General features: G+C 62.1%; 26 protein-coding genes and 2 pseudogenes. 19 read left to right on the forward strand and 9 right to left on the reverse strand.

The window, feature by feature from the left end; genetic code table 11:
* Positions 1 to 686: IS110 family transposase (locus tag FS320_RS10585; protein WP_152711434.1), on the reverse strand; the 686-nt coding region annotated here is incomplete at its 3' end.
* Between the two features lie 70 nt (positions 687 to 756).
* Here FS320_RS10585 and FS320_RS10590 point away from each other — a divergent pair.
* The 3 genes from FS320_RS10590 (at position 757) to FS320_RS10600 (ending at position 4,775) form a co-directional block, all read left to right on the forward strand.
* A complete protein-coding gene (locus tag FS320_RS10590) occupies positions 757 to 1,854 on the forward strand; it encodes a YncE family protein (RefSeq protein ID WP_152711435.1) in 1,098 nt (365 codons plus the stop codon).
* 732 nt (positions 1,855 to 2,586) lie between these two features.
* Entirely contained in the window at positions 2,587 to 3,900 is a 1,314-nt protein-coding gene (locus FS320_RS10595; protein ID WP_152711436.1) for an adenylate/guanylate cyclase domain-containing protein, read from the forward strand.
* Entirely contained in the window at positions 3,897 to 4,775 is an 879-nt protein-coding gene (locus FS320_RS10600; protein ID WP_152711437.1) for a tetratricopeptide repeat protein, read from the forward strand. The genes FS320_RS10595 and FS320_RS10600 overlap by 4 nt, the downstream gene beginning before the upstream one ends.
* A 781-nt stretch (positions 4,776 to 5,556) precedes the next feature.
* Here FS320_RS10600 and FS320_RS47745 read toward each other — a convergent pair.
* The 3 genes and pseudogenes from FS320_RS47745 to FS320_RS47760 all read right to left on the reverse strand — a co-directional run bounded on the left by FS320_RS47745 (position 5,557) and on the right by FS320_RS47760 (position 6,812).
* Positions 5,557 to 6,167 (reverse strand): annotated as a pseudogene (locus FS320_RS47745) (SpoIIAA family protein).
* Between the two features lie 150 nt (positions 6,168 to 6,317).
* Positions 6,318 to 6,464, reverse strand: a complete 147-nt coding sequence (locus tag FS320_RS47755; protein ID WP_244627074.1) for a DUF302 domain-containing protein — start codon at positions 6,462 to 6,464, stop codon at positions 6,318 to 6,320.
* A 54-nt stretch (positions 6,465 to 6,518) separates the two neighbouring features.
* The gene (locus FS320_RS47760; protein WP_244627075.1) at positions 6,519 to 6,812 is read right to left on the reverse strand and encodes a DUF302 domain-containing protein; all 294 of its coding nucleotides are present in this window, start codon (positions 6,810 to 6,812) and stop codon (positions 6,519 to 6,521) included.
* A gap of 350 nt (positions 6,813 to 7,162) precedes the next feature.
* On the opposite strand from FS320_RS47760, the gene FS320_RS10620 reads away from it, so the two are divergent.
* On the forward strand, positions 7,163 to 7,834 hold the full coding sequence (locus tag FS320_RS10620; RefSeq protein ID WP_162002917.1) for an HvfC/BufC family peptide modification chaperone: 672 nt from the start codon (positions 7,163 to 7,165) through the stop codon (positions 7,832 to 7,834).
* 89 nt (positions 7,835 to 7,923) lie between these two features.
* Here FS320_RS10620 and FS320_RS10625 read toward each other — a convergent pair whose 3' ends face one another.
* Positions 7,924 to 8,502, reverse strand: a complete 579-nt coding sequence (locus FS320_RS10625; protein ID WP_152711441.1) for an NADPH-dependent FMN reductase — start codon at positions 8,500 to 8,502, stop codon at positions 7,924 to 7,926.
* 129 nt (positions 8,503 to 8,631) lie between these two features.
* Between FS320_RS10625 and FS320_RS10630 the strand changes: the two genes are divergently transcribed.
* Complete coding sequence (locus FS320_RS10630) at positions 8,632 to 9,153, forward strand: response regulator (protein WP_152711442.1); 522 nt, start codon at positions 8,632 to 8,634, stop codon at positions 9,151 to 9,153.
* Between the two features lie 229 nt (positions 9,154 to 9,382).
* Positions 9,383 to 10,707 (forward strand): annotated as a pseudogene (locus FS320_RS10635) (NAD(P)/FAD-dependent oxidoreductase).
* A gap of 3 nt (positions 10,708 to 10,710) precedes the next feature.
* Here FS320_RS10635 and FS320_RS10640 read toward each other — a convergent pair.
* Positions 10,711 to 11,667, reverse strand: a complete 957-nt coding sequence (locus tag FS320_RS10640) for a LysR family transcriptional regulator (RefSeq protein ID WP_152711443.1) — start codon at positions 11,665 to 11,667, stop codon at positions 10,711 to 10,713.
* A 583-nt stretch (positions 11,668 to 12,250) separates the two neighbouring features.
* Between FS320_RS10640 and FS320_RS10645 the strand changes: the two genes are divergently transcribed.
* The 8 genes from FS320_RS10645 to msrA all read left to right on the forward strand — a co-directional run bounded on the left by FS320_RS10645 (position 12,251) and on the right by msrA (position 19,614).
* Complete coding sequence (locus FS320_RS10645; RefSeq protein ID WP_244627076.1) at positions 12,251 to 12,583, forward strand: cupin domain-containing protein; 333 nt, start codon at positions 12,251 to 12,253, stop codon at positions 12,581 to 12,583.
* A gap of 82 nt (positions 12,584 to 12,665) precedes the next feature.
* Positions 12,666 to 13,922, forward strand: a complete 1,257-nt coding sequence (locus FS320_RS10650; RefSeq protein ID WP_152711445.1) for an MFS transporter — start codon at positions 12,666 to 12,668, stop codon at positions 13,920 to 13,922.
* A 150-nt stretch (positions 13,923 to 14,072) separates the two neighbouring features.
* Positions 14,073 to 14,897 carry a 3-hydroxybutyrate dehydrogenase gene (locus FS320_RS10655; RefSeq protein ID WP_152711446.1) on the forward strand — a complete coding sequence of 275 codons (825 nt, stop codon included), beginning with the start codon at positions 14,073 to 14,075 and terminating at the stop codon, positions 14,895 to 14,897.
* Between the two features lie 10 nt (positions 14,898 to 14,907).
* On the forward strand, positions 14,908 to 16,170 hold the full coding sequence (locus FS320_RS10660) for a patatin-like phospholipase family protein (RefSeq protein ID WP_152711447.1): 1,263 nt from the start codon (positions 14,908 to 14,910) through the stop codon (positions 16,168 to 16,170).
* 77 nt (positions 16,171 to 16,247) lie between these two features.
* Positions 16,248 to 17,072, forward strand: a complete 825-nt coding sequence (locus FS320_RS10665; RefSeq protein ID WP_152711448.1) for a 3-hydroxybutyrate dehydrogenase — start codon at positions 16,248 to 16,250, stop codon at positions 17,070 to 17,072.
* A gap of 135 nt (positions 17,073 to 17,207) precedes the next feature.
* Complete coding sequence (locus FS320_RS10670) at positions 17,208 to 18,038, forward strand: cytochrome b/b6 domain-containing protein (RefSeq protein ID WP_152711449.1); 831 nt, start codon at positions 17,208 to 17,210, stop codon at positions 18,036 to 18,038.
* Positions 18,022 to 18,798, forward strand: coding sequence for a molybdopterin-dependent oxidoreductase (locus FS320_RS10675; protein ID WP_152711450.1), 777 nt, complete (start codon positions 18,022 to 18,024; stop codon positions 18,796 to 18,798). The genes FS320_RS10670 and FS320_RS10675 overlap by 17 nt, the downstream gene beginning before the upstream one ends.
* Positions 18,799 to 18,864: 66 nt before the next feature.
* Positions 18,865 to 19,614: a peptide-methionine (S)-S-oxide reductase MsrA gene (gene msrA / locus FS320_RS10680; protein WP_152711451.1), complete on the forward strand. Its 750-nt coding sequence runs from the start codon at positions 18,865 to 18,867 to the stop codon at positions 19,612 to 19,614.
* Between the two features lie 7 nt (positions 19,615 to 19,621).
* On the opposite strand, the gene FS320_RS10685 is transcribed toward msrA, so the two are convergent.
* Positions 19,622 to 20,569 carry a LysR family transcriptional regulator gene (locus FS320_RS10685; protein WP_152711452.1) on the reverse strand — a complete coding sequence of 316 codons (948 nt, stop codon included), beginning with the start codon at positions 20,567 to 20,569 and terminating at the stop codon, positions 19,622 to 19,624.
* Between the two features lie 1,182 nt (positions 20,570 to 21,751).
* On the opposite strand from FS320_RS10685, the gene FS320_RS10690 reads away from it, so the two are divergent.
* The 4 genes from FS320_RS10690 to FS320_RS50695 all read left to right on the forward strand — a co-directional run bounded on the left by FS320_RS10690 (position 21,752) and on the right by FS320_RS50695 (position 23,659).
* A complete protein-coding gene (locus FS320_RS10690) occupies positions 21,752 to 21,943 on the forward strand; it encodes a hypothetical protein (protein ID WP_152711453.1) in 192 nt (63 codons plus the stop codon).
* A 654-nt stretch (positions 21,944 to 22,597) separates the two neighbouring features.
* Positions 22,598 to 23,038 carry an SPOR domain-containing protein gene (locus tag FS320_RS10695; protein WP_162002919.1) on the forward strand — a complete coding sequence of 147 codons (441 nt, stop codon included), beginning with the start codon at positions 22,598 to 22,600 and terminating at the stop codon, positions 23,036 to 23,038.
* 91 nt (positions 23,039 to 23,129) lie between these two features.
* Positions 23,130 to 23,555, forward strand: a complete 426-nt coding sequence (locus FS320_RS10700; RefSeq protein WP_202882848.1) for a hypothetical protein — start codon at positions 23,130 to 23,132, stop codon at positions 23,553 to 23,555.
* Positions 23,459 to 23,659, forward strand: coding sequence for a DM13 domain-containing protein (locus FS320_RS50695; RefSeq protein ID WP_202882847.1), 201 nt, complete (start codon positions 23,459 to 23,461; stop codon positions 23,657 to 23,659). The genes FS320_RS10700 and FS320_RS50695 overlap by 97 nt, the downstream gene beginning before the upstream one ends.
* Positions 23,660 to 23,700: 41 nt before the next feature.
* Here FS320_RS50695 and FS320_RS10705 read toward each other — a convergent pair whose 3' ends face one another.
* Both FS320_RS10705 and FS320_RS10710 read right to left on the reverse strand, forming a co-directional pair.
* Positions 23,701 to 24,348, reverse strand: coding sequence for a pyridoxamine 5'-phosphate oxidase family protein (locus FS320_RS10705; protein ID WP_152711455.1), 648 nt, complete (start codon positions 24,346 to 24,348; stop codon positions 23,701 to 23,703).
* Positions 24,349 to 24,413: 65 nt separating this feature from the next.
* Complete coding sequence (locus tag FS320_RS10710; protein WP_152711456.1) at positions 24,414 to 24,965, reverse strand: carboxymuconolactone decarboxylase family protein; 552 nt, start codon at positions 24,963 to 24,965, stop codon at positions 24,414 to 24,416.
* 116 nt (positions 24,966 to 25,081) lie between these two features.
* On the opposite strand from FS320_RS10710, the gene FS320_RS10715 reads away from it, so the two are divergent.
* Positions 25,082 to 26,014 carry a LysR family transcriptional regulator gene (locus FS320_RS10715; protein ID WP_152711457.1) on the forward strand — a complete coding sequence of 311 codons (933 nt, stop codon included), beginning with the start codon at positions 25,082 to 25,084 and terminating at the stop codon, positions 26,012 to 26,014.
* Positions 26,015 to 26,522 lie beyond the last annotated feature (508 nt).

Genomic DNA, 26,522 nt, shown 5'->3' on the forward strand with positions numbered 1-26,522 from the left:
CGCAGCACGAGTTCGAGCCAGTCGAGCTGATGGGCGATCTCCGCCGCCAGCCGCGGCGGCAGGGGCCGACCATCCCCCGTGATCAGCTGCGCCAGGCGCGGGCGGCGATCCGGCCGTAGCGGCTCGTAGTCGTCAATCCCCTGGGTGGCGCACAGCCCCTGAATCCGGTTGACGAGGCGAATACGCTCCTGCAGCAGCGTGGCCCGCTCGCGGCTCGGGCGACGGGCATCCTCCTCGTCCGGCGACGGCGGGCGGACCATGGAGCAGACCTTCGGCTCGCCGCGGGACCACGCCATCAGCGCCCGCAGCAGAGCCTGGGCATCCAAGCGGTCTGTTTTAACCCGCCGGGCCCGGCGGTCGACCTGCAGCGAACTCGGATCCATGACATGGCTGCTGACGCCGTGCGCCTCGAGAAGGCGGTGCAGCCAGAACCCGTCGCGTCCGGCCTCGTAGCAGCACGACACCTGCGGGCGCACGCCGGTGCGGCGTTCCACGCGGGTTCGGATGCGGGCGAGCAGGTCGAGCACTGCCTGTCCGTCCCCGGCGGGGAGCCGATGCAGCTCGATCTTGGCGGCATCAGGGGCATGCAGCGCCACCAGCCAGGAGCGGCGGCTGAGTTCGAGAGCGAGATAGATCGTGTGGGTGCTGTGCGAGAATGAAGCGTCTGCTGAGGGCGAGTAGAGCATGAGCGGCCTCCGGGGTGAGGTGACCGCCTTACCTCACCAATCCGGCGCTCACTGGCCCATGAGATCTTATATGGTTGTGGGCAATGACGAAAAGCTCGTCTGGGACGACCAGGGCAAGCCAGTCCTCTCTCCCGCAGGCCGCGACAGCGTCTTGATCGTCGACTTGGCAGACCCTGAAATGCCCAACATCATTGCCAATCTGCCCATCAAGAACTCAATCGTCGGACCGCCAGCGAATGTGGCTATTTCGCCGGATGGAGCGATTGCACTTGTTGCCGACTCGGTGGACGTGACAAAGGAAGGCGAGACCCTGAAGCAGGTGCTCGACAACAAGATTCATGTCATTGACCTCAACGCAACCCCGTCCCGCCTCGTTACGTCATTGACCGTCGGCAAGCAGCCCTCAGGTCTCGATATTTCCGCCAAGGGAGACCAAGCCCTTGTTGCCAACCGAGGTGATGGGACTGTGAGCCTGCTGTCGATCAGGGGGACACAGGTGACCATGACCGACACCGTCGCACTCGGGTCGCCGGCTGATCAGGTGGCCGCTGTCGCGTTTACTCCGGACGGTCGCAGGGCGCTGGTGGTCAAGTTCGCGAGCCACAAGGTTTCGGTGATTGAAATCCAGGATGGCAAGCTCGCCTACAACAAGCTCGACCTGCCGACCGGACCCTGGCCCTACAATGTCGCAGTAGCGCCGTCGGGCCAGATCGCCCTCACGGCCGACAACGGAAATGCCGGTGCCTCGGACGGCAGCGTTGACATGGTGAGCGTTGTTGACCTGGAGGCTACCCCTCCCCGCATTGTGGACCGTGTGGTCGTGGGGGACGGCCCCGAAGGATTAGCAATCAGCCCGACAGGCAATCTTGCAGCCACCGCGATCCTGAGTGGCGGTAACTCGGCTAAAACCGCCTATTTCTACAATCCCGCCGGTACGGTCACGATCCTGAAGATTGATGGCAAGCAGGTGGTGCGCCTGAAGGATATCGAGGTGGGCAGTTTACCGGAGCCGGTCTGCTTCACGCCGGATGGCCGCTATCTGTATGTCGGTAACTACCTCGACCAGGATTTCTCAATCCTCAAAGTTGAGGGTACTGAGGTGACGGCCACAGGTAAGCGCTTCAAAGTGCCGGGCCATCCAGCCTCCGCGCGCATGAGTGCCCGCTAATCGAATCGCCGGTGTGTCTTCCAGCGCAGATACAGGACTTAATCGGGATCAAACTTTCGTATTCCGCTGATTGAAGGTCAGCTCGTAAGCGCTGAAGCGGACCAGGCGCCAACGTCTCAGGAGTGCCAAAGCGGACCCTCGCATTTCAAGAGCACCCTTGGATGGTGCAGGGCCCGTGATCCACTTGCGCTCAATGGCGCCGGACGAGTCGCCCCCTGAGTTCGTCCCGGAAGCGTCGGTCCGGACGCGGATTGAAGATCATGGAGAGTGTTTCCCCGACTACAGCCAACCAGCGCATGTTCCCTCTCGCGTGTTGTTTGCGGCATCTTGCTCAAGGCGCCGTTGGCGGTCAAACTGGACAGTTTGTCGCTTTCGGGCTCGCGAGCGTTCAGCCCGTGGCGGCGAGTTCCAATAAAGCGAGATGTTGGCCCTTCAGCCAGCTCTGGGTCATAGAGTAGCGAACAGCAATTTAAATGAAGGTCGGATCCCCGTCTCACAAGCGGACCAAAGCGGCATTCGGTAGCAAACGCCACCAGATCGTCCATTGCCATGTCCCCGGTCCCGTTGACGCAACAGCTCCTGCGGCTGCGGAAACAGACCATCCGATGTTATCGCCAATGCGAAACACCACTGGTATCATGGGCAGGACTGTTGAGACGTCCCGCGAGTTGAGGGATCGGCTGCGGACGCATCAGGGGCCTACCTGGCGTATCTCTCCAGGGAGAGACGGCTATGGCAACAGCATGGGTCGAGCGGCGGCTGTCGGCGATCCTGGCGGCGGATGTCGTCAGCTATTCCCACCTCGTTGAACAGGACGAGGCTGGTACCCTGTCGGCGTTGAAGGGCCTGCGATGCGAGGTCATCGAACCGCTGCTGGCGGTGCACCATGGTCGAATCGTCAAGTTGATGGGCGACGGAGCCATTGCCGAGTTCGGCTCGGTAGTCGACGCTGTGGCCTGCGCGGTTGGCGTGCAGAACGGCGCAGCGGAGCGGCAGACCGATGTGCCGGCCGAGCACCGCATCCTGTTTCGAATCGGCATCAATCTTGGCGACGTCGTGGTCGAGGGGGAGGACCTCCTCGGCGATGGTGTCAACGTGGCGGCCCGGCTGGAGCAATTGTGCGACCCGGGCGGGGTTCTGGTCTCCGGCACGGCTTATGATCAACTTCAGGGCAAGCTCGACCTGATCCTGGACTTCGTCGGCGAGCAGCGGGTGAAGAACATCAGCCGACCAGTGCGAACCTATCGTGTCCGGCTAAAGGGCTCGCGGCCGAGCTTGCGACTCCACGTGCGGCGCTTTCGCCGATGGGTCGCCACTGGGGCGGCCATACTGGTCGTGCTGGTCATTGGACCCATACTCTGGCGGCGTCCGTGGGAACCGCGGCTGGAGGCCGCATCCGTCGAGCGGATGGCCCTGCCGCTACCCGATAAGCCTTCGATCGCGGTCCTGCCGTTTGCCAATCTGAGTGGCGATCCGGAGCAGGAGTACTTCGTCGACGGCATGACCGAGGACCTCATCACCGACCTGTCGAAGGTCGCGGGGCTGTTCGTTGTCGCCCGGAACTCGGTCTTTCCCTTCAAGGGCCGAGCCGTGACTGCGCGTGAGGTGGCGGAGAAGTTAGGCGTGCGCTACGTACTGGAAGGCAGCGTGCGCCGGGCCGGTGACCAAGTGCGTGTCAATGCGCAGCTCATCGACGCGACCACGGGCGGGCACCTCTGGGCTGAGCGTCACGACGGCAACGCCAAGGACATATTCGCCGTTCAGGACCAGTTCGTCCAAATCATCGTTCAGGCTTTGGCGCTCAACCTCTCGAAGGGCGAGCAGGAGGAAATCGGTCGCGGGCAGACAAAGAGCATCGCTGCGCGCGAGGCCTTCCAGCGCGCCTGGGAACTCTATCTCCGCTTCGCCCCTGCGGAGAACGCACGGGCGGCGAGCGAGTTGAAAGCCGCGATCGCTCTCGATCCGAACTACGGGAGGGCCTATGCCGCCCTGGCGCTGGTCTATTTCCGGGCGGTGCATGGCACTGGAGCGAGCCGTTGGGCATGAGCGTCGAACAAGCGTCCGACGCGGCACGCCTCTACTTACGCGAGGCGAAGTCGCGGCCGTCATCGCTTGCGAACGTCGCGGCGGCGCATTTCGCCCTGTTCCGTGGGCGGCATGATGACGCCTTTGCCGACGCGGCGCGGGCTCTTGCACTCGATCCGAATGATCCCGAAGCTCATCTCGGCATGGCCTGGGCCATGATCACAACCGGCAAGCCGCAAGCCGGGCTGGAATTCATCGAGACCGCCATGCGGCTCAATCCAAATTACCCCAGCCATTATGCCCTGGCCCAGGGCATAGCTCTGTTTACAAAAGGTGATCTCGACGAGGCCGCGCGTGTACTCGCAAAGGCGATCCAGGGCGACCCGCACGCCATCGAACTGGCGCCTCCCCTCGCTGCGACGTACGCACACCTCGGACGGCGGCGGGAGGCACGCGAACTGCTCTTGATGTGGAAGCCGGGAGCGAGCCAATCGGAGTTAGAGTATTATCCGATTGCCTATAGACTTCCGTACAGGTGGTCTGCCGCGGCAACTAAAACGGCAGAGCGGCTGTTCGACGGCCTCAGCGTTGCCGCGTTGCCGATGGAGGTGACGGTACCGAACCTTATAAATGCTTTGGAACAGGGCACTGTCTTCGAGCGCGGGCGGGCGGTAAGAACTCTGGGCCAATTCGGGGGCCAAGCTGGGGAGGCGGTTCCAGCCCTAATCCGCGTTCTCGCCAATGAAAGACCGCCCGTGCGCTGGCAGGCCATCATTGCTTTGAGGAAAATCGGCCCTGCGGCGCGGGCGGCCCTTCCTGCCCTCGCTGCCATCCAAGATGATGACTTGCTCGGATCCGACGCGAAGGATGCCGTGAAGGAGATCGAGAACAGGTGACCTGCGGTAGAAAGCGCGTTCAGGCCAGGACAATGAGGACGGCTGGCTGCCCTCTCTTCCTCTTCAACTCTCACGTTCCACACAACACCAGAGGACCCGGAGGGTCCCCGGCAAGCCAAGTCAGATTTGGCGGCTTGTGCTACCGAATGCCGAAGTTTTAGACGGGGTCCGACAGCCTGACCCCACAAGCATTGTGGGACTATTTAAGCGCAAAAAGCTTGTTCAATCAGTACTCAGCACTTGGTGGTCTTTGCTACAGAATGCCGGACCAAAGTGCTACTTCGGCCTCATGCCAAGCGCGGACCATTACCGTAACTCCGGTGGCGAAGAGGCACCGATTGGCGCCGCCTGGAGGCGCTGGAGCCGTCTCATCACAAGGCGACTGTCTCTCGTTTGACCCGAGCCCATCCGGCCTTCCTTTTGTTGAGGGCAAACGGCTTCACAGTCGTAGTCGTGGTGGTCCCGCCTGCATTGCTCCGAGCAATCCTCGTTACCGCACGCCTCGAGGCACGTCTTGAGGACTGGAGCGCATGGACGGCACTGACCCTGGCTCGACCGGTTCGTTTCCTGCGCGAGAGCGGTGGCCGCCGTCACGAGCAGCACGGAGACCAACAGAGCTCGCATATCATCCTCCTTCCGGGAGCAGCGCAAGATGTGTTCGCGATTGAGCGCTAAGAGAGAACGGATCGACAACTCCTTGAGCAGGACTTGAAGTGTGTCCCTATGCGTGCGGCACCATCACCTCGACATGCATTGGGTAACCCACTGTTGTTCTCTCATCCTATCCGCAAAGCCGACCAAGCAGTGTCACTTGCTCTGGCGGATCTTCCGAGGCCAACCCCTGTTCGCGTAGGGCCTCAAGCGTGACGCCGTCGAAGGCCACGATCCGGACGAGCACGCGCAGCCGCTCGTGGGCGCCCAGCGCCTGCTCAAAGGCAGAAACCAGGAGATGCATGTCATCCCGGCGGATGCGCCCGTTCACCTCGAATGCGATCACGTCCGGCCTGGTCGTTTCGATGAGGCGGACCGAGGGCGGTGCCAGCGCCGCCTCGGGCTCACCGGTCGTGATCGGCCGGGCCACCCAGGTCAGCGCTTCGTCCCGGTCCTCCGGCGCGAAGGTGCGGATCTCGATCTGAGGCAGGATGCGGCCTTGCATCTGGACGATCCGGCGCACCCACTCCTGCTCGGTCACACCGCCATTCGGGCGAAGCGGCGCAACTCGCTCAAATGGCGAAGCCCGTAGCCGAGATCGCGGGCGAACGCGCCCGGCGTCATGCCTGACATGGCGACCTCCGCATAGAGCGCAATACGGTCCTGACGAGCCAGGGCTTCCTCGACTGCGGCGATGCAGCGCTCCACATCCTCCTTTTCGATGCGTCCGCTCACGCGCATGGAGACCACATGCTCGGCGCCAGGCAGAACTTCCAGCACGACGGCACCCTCCCAGATGTCAGACTACCCCTGCGATCCGGCGTGGCCTCATTATAGGGCGTCACACCACGATGTGGTGTTCCAGTGAGCGCACAGCAGCCGCGATCTGTCCTACTTGGCAACGCTCGAGGTGATGGAGGTAATCACCTCGGATGTCTTCAGGAAGGCAGCATCCCGATCCGTAATGCCATGCCGGCGGGCGAGGTACTGGAAATTATTATAGACCGTCCACACTGTGCCGGTTTCGTCTTCTGTCACTAACAGCCGCACCGGCCTGTCAATGCCCGCATTCGGGTTGGAGGTAATGAACTGCTAGCCGAGTGCCGGATTGCCGAACACCAGAAGCGTGGACGGCCTGAGCTTAATGCCGGCCTCGGAGGCAAGCTTCGATTGGTCGACGGCGAAGAAGAACATGATGCCCTTTGCCGCGACATCCTGTTTGATCCGGTCGATGGTGTCAGCGAATGGATAAGCGCTTTTCACGCGCACGATGCCATTCTCGAACACCTGCCGGCCAGGATCCTCCGCTCTGGTCGGGACGGGCGCGAGAGCGAGCGCGAAAGGGATCAGGGCAGCGGCATAAAGGCCTGCAATGCGGGTAGCCATCGGGCACTCCTTCGGGTTGCCGCCCACGCACCGCGCGTGAGCCATGGCAGCAGCATGGACAAGGCCGCCTGCCTGTTGAAATACCGAGTGGCTCCCAAATCCATACCCATCAGCTATCGTCACCTAATGGCGGAGCCAGCGTCCGCGACGTGCGAGGGATGAGGCCTCGCCTGCAGCCAATCGTGCTGCCGTCATAGCCGCCGGCTATCGGCTCCATTGTTCAACGGTATTTCAACCGTACGGCCCTTTCCGGGATTATGTCCCAACCGGCAGCGCAAGCAGGGACGAAGCTCCGTTTCGAGGAATCAGATCAATGCTTCCTGGCTGCTGGAACGGAACGGGAGGGAACTGTGGGATCTTCAGCCTCCGGCATGCGCTCCGACGTCGCTAGCCTCACCGAGGCGCTGGCAACCCGGTTCCCCGTCTGCCGGTCGCTTGCGGGGGAGGATGTCTTCCGGGCCATGGCGCACGCCTTTATTGCGTTGTCGCCGCCCCTCTTTCCCGTGCCCATGACCTACGGCGACGACTTTGGTGATTTCATCGACACTTTCCCGCCGGCCCACCCGGTGCCGTATCTCGGGGACGTGGCGCGTCTCGAGGCAGCGCGAACCCGTGCCTCTCATGCGGCGGATGCAAACCCTTTGACCGTCGGGGAGCTTGCTGCTTTCGCCCCTTATGCCTGGGAGCGGTGTCTGGCCGTTCTCCATCCCTCCGTTCAGGTCGTGAGATCCACCTACCCTATCGTGACGATCTGGGAGGCGCACGCCACTGAGTCCCAAGGCCCGGTTACCAGTTCAAGGCCGGAGGACGCCCTGATCGCCCGTCCGGATCTTGGAGTCGAGGTCCATCGGCTGCCGCCTGGGGGCGCGGTTTTCATCCAGCACCTGATGAGCAAGGCGACGTTCAGGGAGGCGGCGGACAAGGCTGCTGTGGCCGACCCACGGTTTGATCTCGTCACAAGTCTGAGCATGCTTCTCAGCCATCACCTGATCGTCGGGCTCAACTCACGCGCCGACCGTTGATCTGAGCCGGGAAAACTGTGGCCGTCACTGGTTGCATGTATGAAATCATCCAGTCGGGAGCCGCGCTCAACGCGGTGGGCCTGAATGCGTCAATACGGCGTGCCCTCAGTCCGCTGACGCCGCAGCGCCTCAGCGTACCAGACCAGCTCGTCGAAGAAGCGCCCGGCCGACTTGTCGAGCCAGGGCTGCTGCGGGTTCCCTTCTGGGTCGAGGGTTTTGCCGATCTCGGGGACCGGCAGCAGGGATGGGATGCTGGGCATCCCGAGTTCGCAGAGCATCGCTCGCAGCTGCATGGCGGCCCTGACGCCGCCAAAACGCCCGCCCGAGTAGCAGACGATGGCGGAGGGCCGCCAGAAATACTCCTCCAGGAAGTGATCCAGCGTGTTCGACAGGCCAGGTGGGATGCTGTGGTTGTACTCGCCGGACACGACCACGAAGGCATCTGCCCGTCGGAAGAGCTCCGCGAGACGCTCGAGAGTCTCGGGTGCCTCTCCCTTGGGATATTCCTTGTACATGCGATCGAGCAGCGGCAGCTTCAGCTCGACCGGATCCACCAGGGGCGCTTCATGTCCTCGGTTCTCAAGATAGCGAATGATGAAGCGGGCGGCCTTCAGGCCCTGGCGGTCGGAGCGGATGGAACCCAGGATCACTGGCATAAGAAGCGGCATCTCATCCTCCTGTTCGATCGGGTGTGGCTGCTGTCGGCCGCGATCCCAAGCCCCTGTCGCAGTCTTGGGATCACTGGCGTCATCGTACCAGCCCGTTGCCAGAAGCGCTCATAGACGGATCCTATCGACATGGCAGGCAACAGGTATTTCAATGGATACGCAACTGCTGCCACCATGCTGGTGTCGAACATGGCCGGACCAAGCCGGCGAGCGGCGCGGCACAGGGAGGCCGTCATGAGCAGGAACGAGCACGAACGCATTCTGGTTGTCGATGACAACCCGATCTTCCGGGAAACCCTTGTGAGCTGGCTCCGGGCCGCAGACTACGATGTCGTCGCGGCGGACAGCGGTCAACGCGCTTTCTTCATGCTGCGAGATTGGCAGCGCCCCATCGGCTGGCTCTACACCCGAGCCACGCTTCCCGGGTTGATCGACGGCTGGATCCTCGCGGATGAGTACCATGACACCCATGTGGGTCGTGCGGTCATCATCGCGGCTCCGCAGCCTCGGGGTTCTCGTGAAGGCGATATCATCCTGGGTCAACCGAGCCCGCGCGTGGTCTTGGAATCGATCCGCCAGGTGATCACCGGCGGCATGAATGTGCCGGCAGCAGCTGAGATCGACTGCGGCCCTCAGCAGCAAGCTGCGTGATGACGATGCATCTGCTGTCACCGCGGGTCCCTGATTGCCTAACCATCGACGAGACTTGTCCCATTCGCCTCGTCCTCTGACGCGGTGTCGCCACTGACATCAGGCCCCGACCAACCAGGCCTCACTCATGAGAGGCGATAGCGCCACGACATGAAGCCGATAGAGAGGCGATATGTCTGCTTCCGGGAACCACCTGGGACAATTGAAGGCATCTCTACAGGAGGATCACATGACGGAACGCTCCAATGCCCCCAAGCGGGCCCGCGTTGTGATCGTCGGCGCTGGCTTTGGCGGTCTGACGGTCGCAAAGGCCTTGGCCAAAGCTCCGGTCGATCTCACTGTGGTCGATCAACACAATTACCACCTGTTCCAGCCCCTCCTGTACCAGGTTGCGACGGCGGCACTGTCGCCGGCCGACATCGCTTCGCCCATTCGCACCGTTCTCAGGCGACAGCAGAATACCTCTGTGATGCTGGCACAAGTCACCGGCATCGATACGACGTCCGGCGAGGTCATGGCGGGGAACCGCAGGATTCCATTCGACTATCTTGTTCTCGCAACTGGCGCCCATCATGCCTACTTCGGTCATGATGAGTGGGAAACCCATGCCAGGGGCATCAAGACAATTGATGATGCAACCGCCCTGCGTCGGAAGATCCTGCTCGCCTTTGAGAAGGCTGAATTCGAGGCTGACCCAGAGGAGCGTCGCCGCTTGCTTACCTTTGCGGTCATCGGCGGCGGTGCGACAGGCGTGGAGATGGCCGGCGCCATGGCCGAACTGGCCCGCAAGGCCCTTGCGACGGACTTTCGTTCAATCGATCCGACGCACGCCCGCATCCTCCTGATCGAAGCGGGCCCGCGCCTCCTCCTAGTCTTCGAGGAGCGTCTCTCGGAGGCTGCCCGGCGCTCGCTGGAAGAGCTCGGCGTTGAAGTGCGCCTCTCCACGGTGGTGACGGGTTGTGACGAGGATGGCGTCACGGCTGGAGATCAACGGATCGAAACCTGCACCATCGTCTGGGCTGCAGGGGTGCAGGCATCGCCGGCTGGTCACTGGCTTGGAGCCGAGGTCGATCGAGCCGGGCGTGTCATGGTCATGCCGGATCTCAGCGTTCCCAAGCACCCGAACATCTTCGTCATCGGAGATACGGCCCACGTGCTCGATATGAGCGGAAAGCCTCTCCCGGGTGTTGCTCCCGTGGCGAAACAGGAGGGGAAGGCCGTGGCGGGGCGATCCGTGGACGGATCGAGGGCCGCCCAGTCGCACCCTTCTGCTACCGCGACCCGGGATCGCTGGCGACGATTGGCCGGAAGAAAGCGGTAGTGCAGTTCCGCCGGATCCGCCTCAGCGGCTATCTGGCATGGTGGCTCTGGTGCCTGGCCCATATCTACTTCCTGATCGGCTTCTGCAACCGGCTGGTTGTGGCGATGAACTGGGCCTGGACTTACGTCAGCTTCCAGCGCGGGACACGCCTCATCACGGGGCCCGAGCCCGGACCCGAAAAGGGAACCTCGAATGCCACCACGACGAAAGCATCACTGCAGGGAGCAGCGTAGCTCTCATTCGGCCGGCTCGAAGGATGGCCGCTCGATAGCCCCCCGCTCTTTTTCGGCTCGAGCGGCGATCGCCGGCTGACCGAGCCAGCGGGCCTGCATCGCCTCTTTGACCAAGGCGCCGACCGCGGGTGAATGCGGACGCCCGCGGACGGTCACCAGGTTGACCTCGCGCCAGAACTCGGGGTCGACCATGGGGCGGCACTCCACGAGAGGATGCTTGGCGCAGCTCTGGGTCATGAAGCCAAAGCCAAGCCCGGCGGCAATCATCGCCAGGATCCAGTCGTCCCGTTCGCTGCGGTAGACGGTCTCACAGCCCTCGAACCCATGCTCCCGCCAGAGCGCCCCGGCATAGCAGAAGAACTCGCAGTTGACCCGGTTGAGGTAGCGATCGCCCGTGAGGTCGCGTGGGCGGATGGTGTTGTGATGCGCCAAAGGGTGGTCGGGCGACACCACGATCATGAACTGCTCCCGGAACAGCGGCATGTAATGCAGGCGCTCGTCCGGTTCCTGCCCGGGGATGCAGTAGATTGCGACCTCGAGATTCCCGTTCAGGAGTCGGTCCTCCAATTGGGCTGCACTGGCGTCGACCACCTCAAGCTCAATTCCCGGGTGCCGAACCTGCAAGCCACTGACCAGATCGATGAGCTCATCCGGCTGGATGGTGCACATCACCCCGAGCCTCAGTCTGATCCTCTTGAGCTCGGTGAAGTCGAGCGCCTGCCTTTTGGCTTCCTGGGCCTGAGCATAGACCTCCTCCAGGTGGGGCTTCACCATGCGCCCAAGCTCCGACAGATGGGTGTTGGTGCGCTCCCGATGGAAGAGCTGACCGCCCAGTTCCTCCTCGAGCAGCTTGATCGCCCGGGTCAGGGAGGGCTGGGCCACATTGCAGCGCTCCGCCGCCCGCGTGAAGTTGAGTTCCTCGCAGACCGCCAGGAAATACCGGATCTGATGCATCTCCATTGGAGTCCTCCTTCACGAGGCTTGATCACATTGGCCGTTGCTGCCCATGCACGCGGCCACAACCCGAGTCTTAATCTACCCCCGTACAGTCGGCCGTGGTGATAGCTTCTGGCTATGGAATTGGGGCCCATTCGGCATTTCACATCCACGCCCCTCTGGCCGACGATCAGATTACCGCATCGCGTCGGCTCCGCCCAGGTGCCTCCATCCGGGCGCGGCGGAACAGAGGAGACATCGACATGCTGAACCGAATTCAAGATCCTCGTCTCATCCCGACAGGACTCTGCGCGGTCGCTCTTGTACTAGATCCTCGACACAGTGATTTTGACCGGTTGGCCTGCCGTCTCTTGTGACGGCACTTCGAAGCGGTGCGGGATCTGCAAGTGGATTGATCCCCATTGGACGGGGCCTCGGTACCAGATGCGAAGTCCGCAGCACGAGCTTGGCGGTGTCAAACCGTCAAAATCACTGTGCTAAGGATCTAGGCGCCGTCCTCGTTACCCCGGCGAGTGCCGGGGAATGCCCAGCGGACAAAGTGAGCCCAGGCGTCCGGACGTCGGGTGAGACAATGCCCAGAGGCGTCATGGATACAGTCCTGGCCTCAGTGGATCTGTCGAAGGAGAAGGTGAACCTCCAGGATCACCTGTTGCGGACCCGGAAGCTGGTCATCCAGCCCGGGGGGATCGTTCCCTGGCACAGCCATGAGGACCGTCCGGCCCTGATCTCCGTCATCTCGGGCACGATCGAGGAATACGCCAGCAACTGCTCCGTGCCGATCGTGCATAAGGCCGGTGAGGTCTCGGTCGAAAAGAGCGGGGTCCAGCACTGGTGGAAGAACACCGGCAAGACCCCGGTCGTGCTGCTGTCCTCGGATGTGTTCCACGACATGCCCAAGGCAGACGCTCACATGATGTGAGTGACCTGCTCGATAGGTCGACATGCAACGCGCCCGGCCGTCCGGACCGGGCGCCAGCCTGCCGTTGCCACGGGAGACGAAGATGACAGATCTCAGCCAAAGCCAGCCAGTGCCAATGCATGGTCATCATGCCGGTACGCTGGAACGGACCTTTCTGATCGGCCTGATCGCCTTCCTGACGGTGGTCGATCTGTTTGGCACGCAGGCCATCCTGCCGGCGCTGGCCAGGGCTTATGACGTGACCCCGGCCGCCATGGGGTTTGCCGTCAACGCGACCACCATGGGCATGGCCGTCGCTTGCTTAGGCGTCTCCTACTTCAGCCATGGCATCGACCGGCGCCGCGGCATCCTGATCAGCCTGACAGTGCTCGCGATCCCCACCGCCCTGCTCGCTGTCGCACCCACCCTCGCAACCTTCATGGTGCTGCGGATTGCTCAAGGTCTGTGCATGGCGTCCGCCTTCACGCTCACCCTCGCCTATCTCGGCGAGCATTGCAGCGCCGCGGACGCCGGCGGAGCCTTTGCGGCCTACATCACCGGCAATGTCGCCAGCAATCTCGTTGGCCGGCTGTTTGCAGCTGGGCTCGCGGATCATCTCGGCTTACCGGCGACCTTCGTGTCCCTGGCTGGATTGAACCTGCTTGGTGCGGTGATCGTCTATGTCTGGCTCACGCAATCCGCAATGATGACGGCTCAGGACGAACCCGGCCGGGCGCCATTGTCGATCTGGGCCGAGCACCTGCGCAATCCGCTCCTGCGACCCTGCTTCGCCATCGGCTTCTGCATCCTGTTCGCCTTCATCGGCACCTTCACCTACGTCAACTTCGTGCTGGTGCGCGAGCCGATCGCGATCAATCAGATGACGCTCGGATTCGTCTACCTTGCCTTTGCGCCTTCCATCGTCACCACCCTGTTGGCGGGCCGCGCGGTGCAGCGGTTTGGGACCCGGCCCACCTTCTGGGGATCGCTGGCCGTTGCCGGACTGGGGCTGCCGCTCCTCGTCGTTCCGCAGCTGGCTGCGGTTTTGATCGGGCTGATGCTCGTTGGCATCGGCACCTTCTTCGCCCAGGCGACCGCCACAGGCTTCGTCAGCCGTGCGGCTACAACCGACCGCGGCTCCGCGAGCGGGCTCTATCTCGCCTCGTACTTCTTCGGCGGGCTCGTCGGCAGTGCCGTCCTGGGCCAGATTTTCGATCGCCTCGGCTGGGCGGCCTGCGTCACCGGTGTCGGGATCTCGCTCCTGGTCGCCGCATTCCTCGCTGTCCGGCTGCGGAAAACGGCGGAGACGACCTTACCAAGGGCGGGAGGCGAGACCTCGGTCCCGGCCGCTCTCCACTAGGCGTGTGCGTATTCCGGCAGCTCGATAGCGGCTCTCTATGGAAACGGCAGCGAACCGGCATTTCCGCTCCAGGCCACTGGCTGCCATCGTCAGACGGGTTGGGTTTCGCTCCGCCCGGACAGTGCACCACAACCATGCAGGAGGATCATCATGAACATCGCCCTCATCCAGCCCGCCACCGGTACGGCAAGAGTTCTGGATGGCAAGGTTGCCGTGATCACCGGCTCCACCAGCGGAATCGGCCTTGGCATCGCCCACTCATTCGCCTCTGCCGGCGCCTCTGTCGTCATCAACGGCTTCGGCAAGCCGGAAGAGATCAACGACACGGTCGAAGGCCTGCAACGTGAGACCGGCAGCAAAGCCGTCTATTCCGCGGCTGACATGACCAAGCCGGACGAGATCGCGGCGATGGTAACCCTTGCCCTGGAGACCTTTGGTCGCCTGGATATCCTGGTCAACAACGCCGGCATCCAGCACGTTAGTCCGATTGATCAGTTTCCGGTCGAGAAATGGGATGCGGTTCTGGCGATCAACCTATCCTCCGCCTTTCATACGATCCGCCTGGCGCTCCCGGCCATGCGTCGGCAGGGCGGAGGCCGCATCATCAATATCGCTTCCGCGCACGCGCTCGTCGCCTCCCCGTTCAAGGCCGCCTATGTGGCCGCAAAGCACGGGATCGTCGGCCTGACCAAGGTGGTGGCGCTTGAGACGGCGGAGCAAAACATTACCTGCAATGCCATCTGCCCGGGTTATGTCTCGACCCCGCTGGTCGAGGCCCAGATCGACGACCAGGCCAGGTCCCATGGTATCCCGCGCGAGCAGGTTATTCGGGACGTGCTCCTGGCGCAGCAGCCCAACAAACGCTTTGCGACCGTCGAGGAGATCGGGGCTTTCGCCACGTTCCTGGCCAGCGATGCCGCCGCCTCGATCACGGGCGCCGCTCTGCCCATAGACGGCGGCTGGACCGCCCATTGAGGAGGATGCCATGATGAAACACGTCACGCCTGATGTCCTTACGGCGGAGAGAGGCTCCGAAGAGGCGGTGATCAGCGAACTCGAGCGGACCGGAACGCCGGCTTCGGCAATCACAGAACAACGAATCCCCGCCGATACTCCGCGCCGCCTGCGCCGGCCCCCGAAGGAACTTGGCCAGATCGTCCTGGTCCTCCAGGGCGGCGGAGCGCTCGGCGCCTACCAGGTCGGCGCCTATCAGGCCTTGCACGAGGCCGGAATCGAGCCGGACTGGGTCATTGGTACCTCGATCGGAGCGATCAATGCCAGCCTCATCGCCGGAAACGCGCCAGAGGATCGGATGGAGCGGCTCCAGGAGTTCTGGCGCCGCATGCAGCACAGTCCCTGGATGGAGGCCCTCGGGGCTTGGCCCCTGATGGGTCCCCTCGCCTGCAACCTGATGACGGTCGCCCAAGGTATCCCGGCCTTCTTCCGGCCGAACACGCCTGCCTTCCTCGGCGTCAATGTTCCGCTCGGGCCGGATGCGGCAGCCTACTACGATACCACTCCTCTCGTTAGAACACTGACTGATCTCGTTGACTTCGATCGCATTAATGACAGGGAGACACGGCTGACCGTTGGGGCGGCCAATGTGCGCACCAGCGAGATGCGCTACTTCGATAGCCGAGATATGAATCTCGATGTACGGCATGTGATGGCGTCCGGTGCCCTGCCTCCGGCCTTCCCGGCGGTGCGCATTGATGGCGACCTCTACTGGGACGGCGGCATCCTGTCGAACACGCCGGTCGAAGCCGTATTCGACGACAACCCACGGAAAAACTCGGTCATCTTTGCGGTTCATATCTGGAACCCGCAAGGGTCTGAGCCGGATACGATCTGGCAGGTCATCAGCCGGCAGAAGGACATCCAGTATTCGAGCCGTGCCGTCAGTCACATTGCCCGGCAAAAGCAGATCCATCGCCTGCGCCATGTGATTGCGGAACTGGTCCGCCGCCTGCCGGAGAGAGAGCAGAAGACCGAAGCAGTCAGGGAGCTGGCAAGCTACGGCTGTCTGACCCGCATGCACGTGGTCCGGTTGCTGGCCCCGCCGCTCGATGGGGATGATCACACCAAAGACATCGACTTCAGCCCGCGGGGCATCCGCAAGCGCTGGGAGGCCGGCTATGCCGATACGAGCCGGGTGCTCGAAATGGCGCCCTGGTCGGGTGAGTTCGACCCGGTCGAGGGCTTTATCCTGCACGAGGCGCGGCCCGGAGTCATGATGACAGCTGGGTAAGGTGCCGATCATGCAGACCGCCCCTCCATCAATGAATGAATGGGTTGACCCGATCGAGCTGCCGCAGGAGATAAATCATGCACATCCCCCTTCCCCAGCCAGCGGTCGGCACCGCGAAGATACTCGACGGCAGGGTGGCGCTTGTCACTGGCTCGACCAGCGGCATTGGGCTTGGCATCGCCCGCGCTTTCGCCTTCGCAGGCGCCTCGGTGGTGATTAATGGCTTTGGGAAACCCGAGGAGATCAACGACACGATTGAAGGCTTACAGAAGGAGACTGGCGCCACGGCGGTCTACTCCGCCGCCGATATGACCAAGCCAGACGAGATCGCCGTGATGGTCAACCTCGCTCTCGAGACGTTCGGCCGGCTCGACATCCTGGTTAACAACGCTGGCATCTTCCATGTTGGCCCAATTGACCAGGTCTCGGCCGAGAAATGGGATGCGGTTGTCGCAATCAATCTGTCCTCCGCCTTCCACACGATCCGCGTCGCTCTTCCGGCGATGCGGCGGCAGGGCGGAGGTCGCATCATCAACATCGCGTCCGCTCTCGCTCTCGTCGGCTCGCCGCTCACGTCGGCGTATACGGCGGCCAAACACGGGATCATCGGCCTGACCAAGGTGGTTGCTCTGGAAACGGCAGAACAGAACATCACCTGCAATGCCATCTGCCCCGGAAACGTCTGGACGCCACTTGCCGAGGCGCACCTTGCAGAGCAGGTCAAGACGGGAGGTCTCCCACGCGAGCAGGTCATTCGAAACGTATTGCTGGCCGAGCAACCGAACAAGCGCTTCGCCATGGTCGAGGAGATTGGGGCTTTCGCCACCTTCCTGGCGAGTGATGCCGCCGCCTCGATCACGGGGGCGGCGCTTCCCATCGACGGCGGCTGGACCGCCCATTGAAGTAGGAATCGGATGAGCCCTGGCGAAGAATGCGGAGATCTGCGTTCACGGGGTTGTGTTGGGGCGATTACATCTCCAGGCCTGGATCGGGTGTACCGTGACAACAGCCTGAGGCCATCGCAACGGGAGACCACCATGGTCGAGCAACCCAGGGCTTCCATTCGCCGGCATTCCGTTTTGGTCCGTGTGACTCATTGGATCAATGCAGGCTGCCTGCTGATCCTTCTGATGAGTGGCCTTCAGATCTTCAATGCCCATCCGGCGCTGTACTGGGGCCAGGCCTCTGCCTTCGATCGCCCGGTGCTCGCCCTGACAGCGACCAGCAGTGACGAGAGCGGCATCAGGGGTGTCACCCGTCTCTTTGGACATGCCTTCGACACCACGGGGGTTCTCGGCGCGTCACCCGGATCCGGAGGGGTGATGCAGGTGCGGGGCTTCCCGGCCTGGCTGACGGTCCCGAGCTACCAGGATCTGGCGACTGGGCGTCGCTGGCACTTCTTTTTCGCCTGGCTGCTCGTTCTCAACGGCGCCGCGTATCTTCTGTACAGCGTGGCAAGCCGACATCTCACGAAAGACCTCCTCCCGACGGGACCACAGCTCAGGAAAATCGGGCACACGGTGTGGGAGCACCTGCTTCTGCGCTTTCCACGAGGTGACGACGCCCGGCACTACAATGTGCTCCAGAAGCTCGCCTATCTGATCGTCGCTCTGGTGTTGCTGCCGCTGATGGTTGTCACCGGCCTGACCATGTCGCCCGAGATCGATGCGGCTTTTCCCGAACTCCTGACCCTCTTCGGGGGGCGGCAATCCGCCCGCACGATCCACTTCCTGGCTGCATCCGGACTGGTGGTCTTCGTCATCGTGCATGTTGCCATGGTCCTGCTCTCGGGCGCCTGGAACAACCTGCGCTCCATGATCACCGGATCCTACGTCCTTCCGGGAGGCGCCCATGCGCACGAATCCTGATCGACGGAGCTTCCTGAAGCGCACGGCCGCCCTGACCGGAACCCTGGCGCTCGGCGGTTGTGACCGCCTGTCCGAGGCGCGCTGGTTCCGGCAGGTCCTCGACAGTGCCGAGAGCGCCACACTGCGGGCACAGCGGCTTCTACTCGGTTCCGGCTCTCTCGCCCGGGAATACACCGAGGCGGATCTCTCGCCGGTGTTCAAGGCGAACGGATCGACCTCGGTCGATGACTTCGACTACCAGACGTTCGCGGACAAGAACTTTGTGGATTGGCGGCTGCAGGTCGACGGTTTGGTCGAGCGCCCTCAGCAACTCTCTCTAGCCGAGCTCCGGGCGATGCCCTCGCGCACGCAGATCACGCGTCACGACTGCGTGGAGGGATGGAGCTGCATCGGCAAATGGACAGGCGTCCCGCTGGCGCACGTGCTGGAGCAGGCCGGAGTGCAACCTCGAGCGCGTTACGTTGTGTTCCGCTGCGCCGACACGCTTGAGCCGACGCTGGATGGAACAGGGCAATACTACGAGAGCATCGGGTTCGAGGATGCCTACCACCCGCAGACGATCCTGGCCTACGAGATGAACGGCCGTCCGCTGCCAATCCCGCATGGGGCGCCGCTGCGACTGCGGGTCGAGCGTCAGCTCGGCTACAAGATGGCCAAATACATCATGCGGATCGAACTTGTGGAGAGCTTTGCCGGGATCAGCCGCGGTCGCGGCGGCTTCTGGGAGGATCGTGGCTACGAATGGTATGCGGGTATCTGACCGGTCTTCTTCATTCGTCTGCGGATTGCACTCTGTTTGGCCTCAGCGCCTTGGAAGGAGTCATCGATGTCATCCAACGCAACCATCAACAGGATCGTGACAGCCGTTCAGAAGCAATTGCCGAACGGTGCCCGTGGAACCCTTCTGGCGGTTGCTGCCGTCGGATTTGCCCTCTGGTACTTGTCGGCTGCTTCGTCCCACGCATCGGTCATCATCCCACCGCCTGCTGTCGATGAACCGGTCAGCGGGAATTCCGAAACCGTTGTTCTCGCAGGCGGATGCTTCTGGGGCGTTCAGGGCGTGTTCCAGCATGTCAAAGGCGTGACCAGTGCCGTCTCCGGCTATTCCGGTGGCACCGCAGAGACTGCGCACTATGAGACTGTCAGTTCGAGCCGGACCGGTCATGCGGAGGCCGTCCAGGTCACCTTTGACCCGCATCAGGTCAGTTTTGGCCAGATCCTGCAGATCTACTTCTCGGTGGTTCATGACCCGACAGAGCTCAATCGGCAGGGGCCGGATGTCGGGCCGCAGTATCGCTCGGCCATCTTCGCGGCCAATCCGTCCCAGCTCGAGGTCGCACGGGCTTACCTTCAACAACTCAGTCAGGCTCGCGTGTTCCCACAACCGATTGTGACCACGGCAGATCGGCTGACAGGCTTCTATCCGGCTGAAAGCTACCACCAGGATTTTCTCACCCTGAACCCCCACTATCCGTATATCGTGATCAACGATCTTCCAAAAATCACTGATCTGAAGCAGCTGTTCCCGGAGCTTTACCGCGACACACCCGTTCTGGTCACGAAATCCGGAACCTGAATTTGCATCAGCTGGGGGCAAGATCACCGATGGATGCAGGCAGCTCTTGGGCCTGCTCGACAGCCAAAGCTCGCTTCCCGAACCAGCGGGTGCTCATCGCCTCGCGCACCAGCGCCCCAACGGCCGGCGAGTGCGGCCGGCCGCGGATAGTGACCAGGTTCACCTCGCGCCAGAATTCGGGCTCGATGATCGGCAGACCGACCACAGCCGGATGATGGACTGAGTTGGCCGGCATGAAGGCCCAGCCCAGCCCGGCCGCGACCATCGCCAGCGTCCAGTCGTCCCGCTCGCTCCAGTAAACAGCCTTGCACTTGACGTTCTGGGCCTGAAACACCGGATCGGCGTAGCCCGCGAACTCGCAGTTCGTGCGATGGATGTAGCACTCCCCGTCCAGATCTTTCACCCGGACGGCATTCCGGCTCGCCAGACGATGTCTTGTCCCGAGCGCCGCCACGATCTGTTCCCGGAACAGCGGGAGAGCATGGAGGCGCTCGTCAGGCTCCTGGCCGGGAATGCAGTAGATGGCGACCTCCAGGTCGCCCTGGAGGAGACGCTCCTCCAGTTCCCAGCCATTGGCGTCGGCCATCTGCAGCTCGATCCCTTCATGCCGCGCCTGCAGCGCACCAATGAGATCAACGATCTGATCGGGAGCAATGGTGCACATGATACCGAGCTTCAACGGAGTATGTGTCAACCTCGCGAAGTCCCCGGCTTGGCGCTTGGCTTCCTGCATCTCGCGGTAGACCTGCTCCAGATGCGGGCGGACAATCCGGCCGAGCTCAGACAGGTGGGTGTGAGCACGCTCGCGGTGGAAGAGAGCGCCGCCCAACTCTTCCTCGAGCTGCCGGACGGCTCGTGTCAGAGAAGGCTGGGCCACATGGCAGCGCTCAGCCGCGTGGGTGAAGTTCAGGTCCTCGCACAGGGCCAGGAAGTATCGCACTTGATGCATTTCCATGGCACGCCTCCCGGGAGTTTAGGCTTCAAACGATCGGGTTGTCCTCTTCTTGTCATTCAGACTTCTGCTCCACCACTGCAGGTGACGGAGAGAGCCAGGAGGGCCGGATGCTCCAACCTGCCTCATTCTGGGTACAGCGGCTTCACGTGAAGCCCGAGCGTCTTGCGAACTCATGGCGTGACATGGCGAAGGGCCACAGTCGGTAGACCCGTTACGGTACAGATGCCAAAGCGATGATCAGGCCGATGCCTCGTGGGACACCGATATCAAGGCTGATCGTCGCAACCGGCTCCAGCGCCAACCGCAAGGCACAGTGTTACGCCAGGCGATGCCGATTTCCTAGTTTCCTCGAAATGATGGCAAACTGAGGATGCTTCCCCGGGGGCAAGGATCAATCGGAACCATGTGGCGGTCAGCGGCCTTCGGCAATGCTCCGATGAGGCGATCAGGGATTTCGCAAAGGCTCTACTGGCCACTGCCAGTCCGAGAGCAAATGCAGCAACCCCGATGATGACTGAAAAACGCTGCGCTCGCGGGGAACGATAGTGGCACAGGCGCTTGGGCGGGGTGAGCTTTTATGGTCCTGTGATGATCACAGTGCTCCGGAGGGCAACAGGCGCCCACTTGGCGAGGTTGATGAGGATAGATCGCATAGACCAAGACTATGGAATTCCTAGCAACCCGGTATTTCCGTTCGGCATCTTGGGTCTCCATTATGATCCCACAGCGGTCAAATGGATCGTCCGTCTCGGCATGATGTGGTCCGCTGTGATGGATTTGTCAGGAGAATGCGCAGATGATTCACTCCCGCGACGAACTTCACTCTCTCATTCGGGCCTTTGAGGCTTCGGCTCAAACCCATATCAATTGTGCAAAGCAGGCGCAGACCGGGTTTCAACGCACGTTCCATGAACGCGGGGCATCTGAGGCTCTGCTGAAGGCTGACAGGTACCGTCGCGAGCGGCAACATCTGCAGAATCGAGGTTGAGCTGGGTGGTTGTGCTGATCAGAGGGAAACCGGAGTGACTTTCTTCCTCCTGCCGAACCTGGCACCTAATGATCGGTTCACTGCCTCCAGATAGACTGGCGCCTGGTAAAGCATCTTGTCGTTCAGGAATCTGCCGTCGGGTCGGCTCCGGGATCGAATAGAGTGCGACGGCCTGAACGAGGCAGAGCTATCCCGTGCCAGACTTCCTGTTCGAAACGCACTTTGACGTCGGCAACCTGGAACAATCGACCGCGATCTACCGTGATGTTGTCAGTCTTGAGCCGGCCTATGTCCTCTCAGAACGGCCGGTGGCGTTCTTCTGGACTGGCGGGCGGCGCAACACCATGATCGGGCTGTGGTTAAGGACCTCATCGCCCAATGCATGAGGCTCCAGGTGGCCTTTCGCATGCGCTGAGGTCCTGCAGGCAGCAGGCGTCCAGCCGCTGGACTTCCATGCTCAGCCAACGCAAGAGCCCTCAGTGATAATGGATGCTTCCGTGCTCTTTGATGATCAAGACGGTCACCTGCTGGAATACCTGGCCGCGCTTGTGCATGAGGCAAGGCCGGACACTGGTGTTGTCCCGTACTCCGAGTGAATTGAAATTTGGACCTGATCAAGCAGGTTGATGATGTCGGGTCGTCAGTGCTTCGCGAGGGACACCTTCTCTCCCACCTGTTGCGGAGCCCTGACAGACGTAAAAGCCTGAGCAATCGCTGCCGGCAAGCAAATTTCGGATCGCTGCAAGGGTCGATATCATCGACGCATGGACGTCCACGAGACAATCTGTCGGCGGATTAAGTTCCCGGCTTGGGGCATGGCTCAGGCGTCAATGCTCTCCGTCTATCGACGCAAGAGCCACACGGTATTTCCGCTTCGTGGCGGCGGCTTTCATTATGAGTCCGTTGATTTATAGAAGGCCTCTTCGACCATGACCGACATTTCTGAAGTAGAAACTTGGCTGTCAGCGGTAGACGACCGTAGCGCGGCGCGAGATGCGGGGACTACCGCGTTCAGCACAAACGTCTACTCGGGCCCACGAATGCAGAAGTCTCTGCGGATCACGAGACTTGGCATAGGGGCGACCCTGTTGATCGGCCTCGGCTTTCCGGCCGCGGCGATGAGCCCAGCGGCTCCGAAGAGCAAGGTCTCCGCGAGCTCGTCCGGCGAGCTGTCAACTGTGCTGCGCCCCGGGGACAGACGGTCCGCTGAAGGTCTCTCTTTGCCGCGGCAGTGGAGCGTGCAACTGGCCGGCAGCTTCTCGAAGGATCGCGCGCTTGCCTCCCTCGTGAGCCTCCGCGACAGACATCGTGACGCTCTGGGAATCGGGTCCCCGATCGTCATCAACACGCCCTACGGCAATCGTGGGCCGAGCGCGTTCTATCGTGTCCATCTGCCGGCCTCCTCGCGAACGGCGGCCATCGAACTCTGCACCAAGCTTCACTCCGATGGCGAAGGCTGCATCGTCCTCGCAACGCCCTGAAACCGTCTGACGGCCACGCCGGACGACGTGACCAAGGTATCAATTGACGGCCTGGTCCGGGTTCAGGTGCCAATCTCATGGAGTTCGGAACATGCGCAAGCTTCTCTTGGCCTTTCTGGTCGGCGGCATTTTGGGATTCGGCGCCGGAGTGCCCCTCGGGTTGTTCCTCTTCCCCTTTGTCTTCCCTCCTCCGGTCGCAATCGATGCCCTGAGTGACTCCGAGCGGATGAAGGTCGTTGCGACGGGTGAGTTCCTGCACGCCAATCCTGCGGACCCGATCCACTATGGGCGCGGGCGAGTAACCGTCACGCCGCGAACCGTCTTCCTCGAGGACGACTTTGACGTCGGTCCCGGTCCGGCATTCCATGTCTACTTGGTTCCAAAAAAGGAAGTGCGGCGGTCCGCGGATGTCATCGGAGCATGTTCGTCGATCTTGGCCCCCTGCGGGCCTTCAAGGGAAGCCAGCGCTATGCGGTCCCGAACGGCGTCGACCTGGCCCAATTCGACAGCGTGGTGATCTGGTGCCGCGAGTTCTCGGTTTTGATTTCGCCGGCGGACCTTCAGTTTGGAGGATCCCGCTCAAGTGATTTAAGGGAACCTGGCTTGCCGAGGATTCGATAAGCCTTGTGGATCGCGATTCAACGCGACATGCGGGTCGGTCCTCATGTTTCATCCTGCAATGATGCCTCGCGTGAATGTCGCAGGGCCCTACGCAACTCGGCATTTTCCGCCCGGAGGCGCTCGATCTCTTCGTTCAAAGGAGTAATGATCTCAGCGACGTCCGTTGCATCGAGTTTTTGCGGGATGTGCTGGGGACAGTTGATATCCCAGGCTTCGATTTTGAACAGGAGCACCTGTTCGGCTCGGGCCGAGTAATTCTCCGGCATCAATTGAGCGATCAGCGCCGGATCATCCTCGACAATTCTCGCGCGCCCCCAGATCTTGACACGGCGCTGGTGGGCATAATCGATCAGGAACAGGAAGGCTTGGTCATTCTCCGCGAGATTTCCTGACGTGATGTACTGTCGGTTGCCTGCGAAGTCGGCGAAGCCGAGCGTCTCGGCATCGAGGACCCGGATGAAGCCTTTCGGACCGCCGCGGTGCTGGGCGTAGGGCCGCCCGGCGGCGGAGGCCGTGGCAAGATATGCCGTGTCGACCTGTCCGAGGAAGGCGACGAGCTCAGGGGAGATCCCGGTACGGAATCCACCGCGTTCCTCCAGCTTCGCATAGCCTCTGCGCGAGCCCCGCCGCTCCTGAATGGCCTTGACGGCGGCCGTGAAGGCCACGTCGCTTGAAGGTGCTTGCGTCATGTCTGCATCTCCAAAGTTGTGGCCGGCTTCGCCGGAGACACCAGGCGAGCCGGCCGCAGGTAGCGTCAGGCGGCTGCCACCACATGCGCATGAGTGATCGGAAAGTCGATGTCTGTGCCGGCGACGTGGTTCAGGTAATTCGTGAAGATATTGACCACCACGTGGGCGACCGCTTCAACGATTTCTCCGTCGTTGAACCCGACCTTGCGAAGTTGTGCCAAATCAGTGTCGGACACCAGGCCGCGATTGTGGACGACGGTGCGTGCAAAGCCAATGATCGCGGCATCCTTCGGATTGCCCGTGTGGCCGTGGCGGGCCGCACCGATATCGCTGTCGCTCAGCCCCAGACTTTTGCCGATCGCAGTGTGGGCCGACAGACAGTAGTCGCAGCCGTTCACCTCAGCGACAGCAAGAGCGATCGCCTCCCACAGCCGGGCATTGAGGCGGCCCTTGGCGAGGGCGCCGGACAAACCGAGCAGTCCTTCGAGCGCCGCCGGCGACTGCGCCGCGACCTTATACAGGTTCGGCGTCATACCGATGCTCTTCTGGACCGCGTCCAGCAAGGGTTTGGCTTTAGGATCGACTTGAGCCGGATCGAGAGCAGGGATGCGAGACATCGCTGAATTCCTCCTTGTTCAACCAGAGATGAGGCATGACTGGAGTATGATCGATGCGCGATACAAACATAATCATTCAAATTGACAACACACTGTTGCCGAACCGACAATGATCCATGCTTGATCGTCTTGACGGAATGGTGGCGTTCGTCGCTGTCTGCGACGGTCCCGGCTTTGCCGCGGCAGCGCGCCGTCTTCACCTCTCGCCGTCAGTGGTCACCCGGCGTGTCGCGGCGCTGGAGGAGCGAATGGGCGTCCGGCTGTTGCAGAGGACCACCCGCTCGATCATGCTGACGGAAGCAGGGGCGCGGTTCCTGGAGCGGGCCCGCCGCATCCTTGCAGAAGTCGAGGAAGCGGAGCTGTCCGCGCAGGACGAGCGCACCCACCCGCGCGGCAAGCTTGCGGTGTCAGCCCCGCTCCTGTTTGGCCGAATGCATGTGGCGCCGCTCCTCTCCCGCTTTCTGGCGACTTTCGCGGAGGTCAGCGCCGAACTCATGCTGACCGACCGCCTCGTGAACCTCGTCGAAGAAGGGGTCGATGTCGCAATCCGGATTGGCTCTCTGGCGGATTCCAGTTTGATTGCCACGAAGCTCGGCCAGACCCGGCGGGTCCTCGCGGCTGCGCCAGCCTACCTAGCCGCAAAGGGCGGGATGCCAGAACACCCGCGCGAACTTGCGCGATATGATATCATCAGCTTCGATGCCCTGCTCCCCGACACCGAATGGGTCTTCATTGGTGCGGGAGACGATGAAATTCGTGTCAGGATCAAACCGCGGCTGACGACCAACAACGGCGATGTGGCCATCGGCCATGCCCTGAGCGGGGGCGGCATTACGGCGGCATTCTGTTACCAGGTGGACCAGGCGTTCAGATCTGGCGCTCTTGTCGAGGTGCTGCCCGCATTTGCGCCTCCGCCCGTCCCGATCCAGGCGGTTTTCCCGACCTCCCGGCTGCTTTCAAGCAAGGTGAAAGCGTTTCTGACGCTGGCAAAGGAGGCGGCGTCCTCGTGGCGCTTTCTCGATCACTTTGCCGGCAAAGCCGACGCGTGAGTCCCTGAACTCCAGAAGCTGGAGGATCGGCTGGAGCGTGCATCAGGTCGACATGGAACGGCTCAACCCCGCGGCTGCGGGGCCCTCGCGACTACCCGACGGGTGCAAGCTGCGCCTTCATCGTGCCAAGTCCGGATCATGCCGCAGCCAAGCCTGCGGCGGGATGCCAGAGCTACGAGGAGGCAGGTTCGCGGAGCGAAATGATCCGAACCTGGTCTGATGTCCCTGCCGTGACCGCCTTTCGCGCTTCACGTTGACCCTGAGCCACGACAAGGCTCGCTCTTCACCCCTGACCTACGCTCCCCCTCTCCTGCTGTCATGAACGCGCTTTGGTGCGCTGACGCACAGACGAGCTTCTGTGGTGACGATTATAAACTGATGAAAGTTGATATTCGTCAGGCGTCAGATCAGCCTGATCGGAGCAACGCAAGACTCTGGTAATGCGCCGGCTTGTCTCGGGTCACAGCCAAACGCCCGAGCCCGTTTGAGACCTTGGCCGAAGGTGAAC

It is taken from the genome of Microvirga tunisiensis (genome assembly GCF_009296175.1).
Lineage (GTDB): Bacteria > Pseudomonadota > Alphaproteobacteria > Rhizobiales > Beijerinckiaceae > Microvirga > Microvirga tunisiensis.

What these genes read in the sequence shown, in the direction of transcription:
- FS320_RS10590 (WP_152711435.1), top strand. Translation starts at nt 757, where the DNA reads ATGGTTGTGGGCAATGACGAAAAGCTCGTCTGGGACGACCAGGGCAAG.
- FS320_RS10595 (WP_152711436.1), top strand. Translation starts at nt 2,587, where the DNA reads ATGGCAACAGCATGGGTCGAGCGGCGGCTGTCGGCGATCCTGGCGGCG.
- FS320_RS10600 (WP_152711437.1), top strand. Translation starts at nt 3,897, where the DNA reads ATGAGCGTCGAACAAGCGTCCGACGCGGCACGCCTCTACTTACGCGAG.
- FS320_RS47760 (WP_244627075.1), bottom strand. Translation starts at nt 6,812, where the DNA reads ATGGCTACCCGCATTGCAGGCCTTTATGCCGCTGCCCTGATCCCTTTC.
- FS320_RS10625 (WP_152711441.1), bottom strand. Translation starts at nt 8,502, where the DNA reads ATGCCGCTTCTTATGCCAGTGATCCTGGGTTCCATCCGCTCCGACCGC.
- FS320_RS10630 (WP_152711442.1), top strand. Translation starts at nt 8,632, where the DNA reads ATGGCAGGCAACAGGTATTTCAATGGATACGCAACTGCTGCCACCATG.
- FS320_RS10640 (WP_152711443.1), bottom strand. Translation starts at nt 11,667, where the DNA reads ATGGAGATGCATCAGATCCGGTATTTCCTGGCGGTCTGCGAGGAACTC.
- FS320_RS10645 (WP_244627076.1), top strand. Translation starts at nt 12,251, where the DNA reads ATGGATACAGTCCTGGCCTCAGTGGATCTGTCGAAGGAGAAGGTGAAC.
- FS320_RS10650 (WP_152711445.1), top strand. Translation starts at nt 12,666, where the DNA reads ATGACAGATCTCAGCCAAAGCCAGCCAGTGCCAATGCATGGTCATCAT.
- FS320_RS10655 (WP_152711446.1), top strand. Translation starts at nt 14,073, where the DNA reads ATGAACATCGCCCTCATCCAGCCCGCCACCGGTACGGCAAGAGTTCTG.
- FS320_RS10660 (WP_152711447.1), top strand. Translation starts at nt 14,908, where the DNA reads ATGATGAAACACGTCACGCCTGATGTCCTTACGGCGGAGAGAGGCTCC.
- FS320_RS10665 (WP_152711448.1), top strand. Translation starts at nt 16,248, where the DNA reads ATGCACATCCCCCTTCCCCAGCCAGCGGTCGGCACCGCGAAGATACTC.
- FS320_RS10670 (WP_152711449.1), top strand. Translation starts at nt 17,208, where the DNA reads ATGGTCGAGCAACCCAGGGCTTCCATTCGCCGGCATTCCGTTTTGGTC.
- FS320_RS10675 (WP_152711450.1), top strand. Translation starts at nt 18,022, where the DNA reads ATGCGCACGAATCCTGATCGACGGAGCTTCCTGAAGCGCACGGCCGCC.
- msrA (WP_152711451.1), top strand. Translation starts at nt 18,865, where the DNA reads ATGTCATCCAACGCAACCATCAACAGGATCGTGACAGCCGTTCAGAAG.
- FS320_RS10685 (WP_152711452.1), bottom strand. Translation starts at nt 20,569, where the DNA reads ATGGAAATGCATCAAGTGCGATACTTCCTGGCCCTGTGCGAGGACCTG.
- FS320_RS10695 (WP_162002919.1), top strand. Translation starts at nt 22,598, where the DNA reads ATGCAGAAGTCTCTGCGGATCACGAGACTTGGCATAGGGGCGACCCTG.
- FS320_RS10700 (WP_202882848.1), top strand. Translation starts at nt 23,130, where the DNA reads ATGCGCAAGCTTCTCTTGGCCTTTCTGGTCGGCGGCATTTTGGGATTC.
- FS320_RS50695 (WP_202882847.1), top strand. Translation starts at nt 23,459, where the DNA reads ATGTTCGTCGATCTTGGCCCCCTGCGGGCCTTCAAGGGAAGCCAGCGC.
- FS320_RS10705 (WP_152711455.1), bottom strand. Translation starts at nt 24,348, where the DNA reads ATGACGCAAGCACCTTCAAGCGACGTGGCCTTCACGGCCGCCGTCAAG.
- FS320_RS10710 (WP_152711456.1), bottom strand. Translation starts at nt 24,965, where the DNA reads ATGTCTCGCATCCCTGCTCTCGATCCGGCTCAAGTCGATCCTAAAGCC.
- FS320_RS10715 (WP_152711457.1), top strand. Translation starts at nt 25,082, where the DNA reads ATGCTTGATCGTCTTGACGGAATGGTGGCGTTCGTCGCTGTCTGCGAC.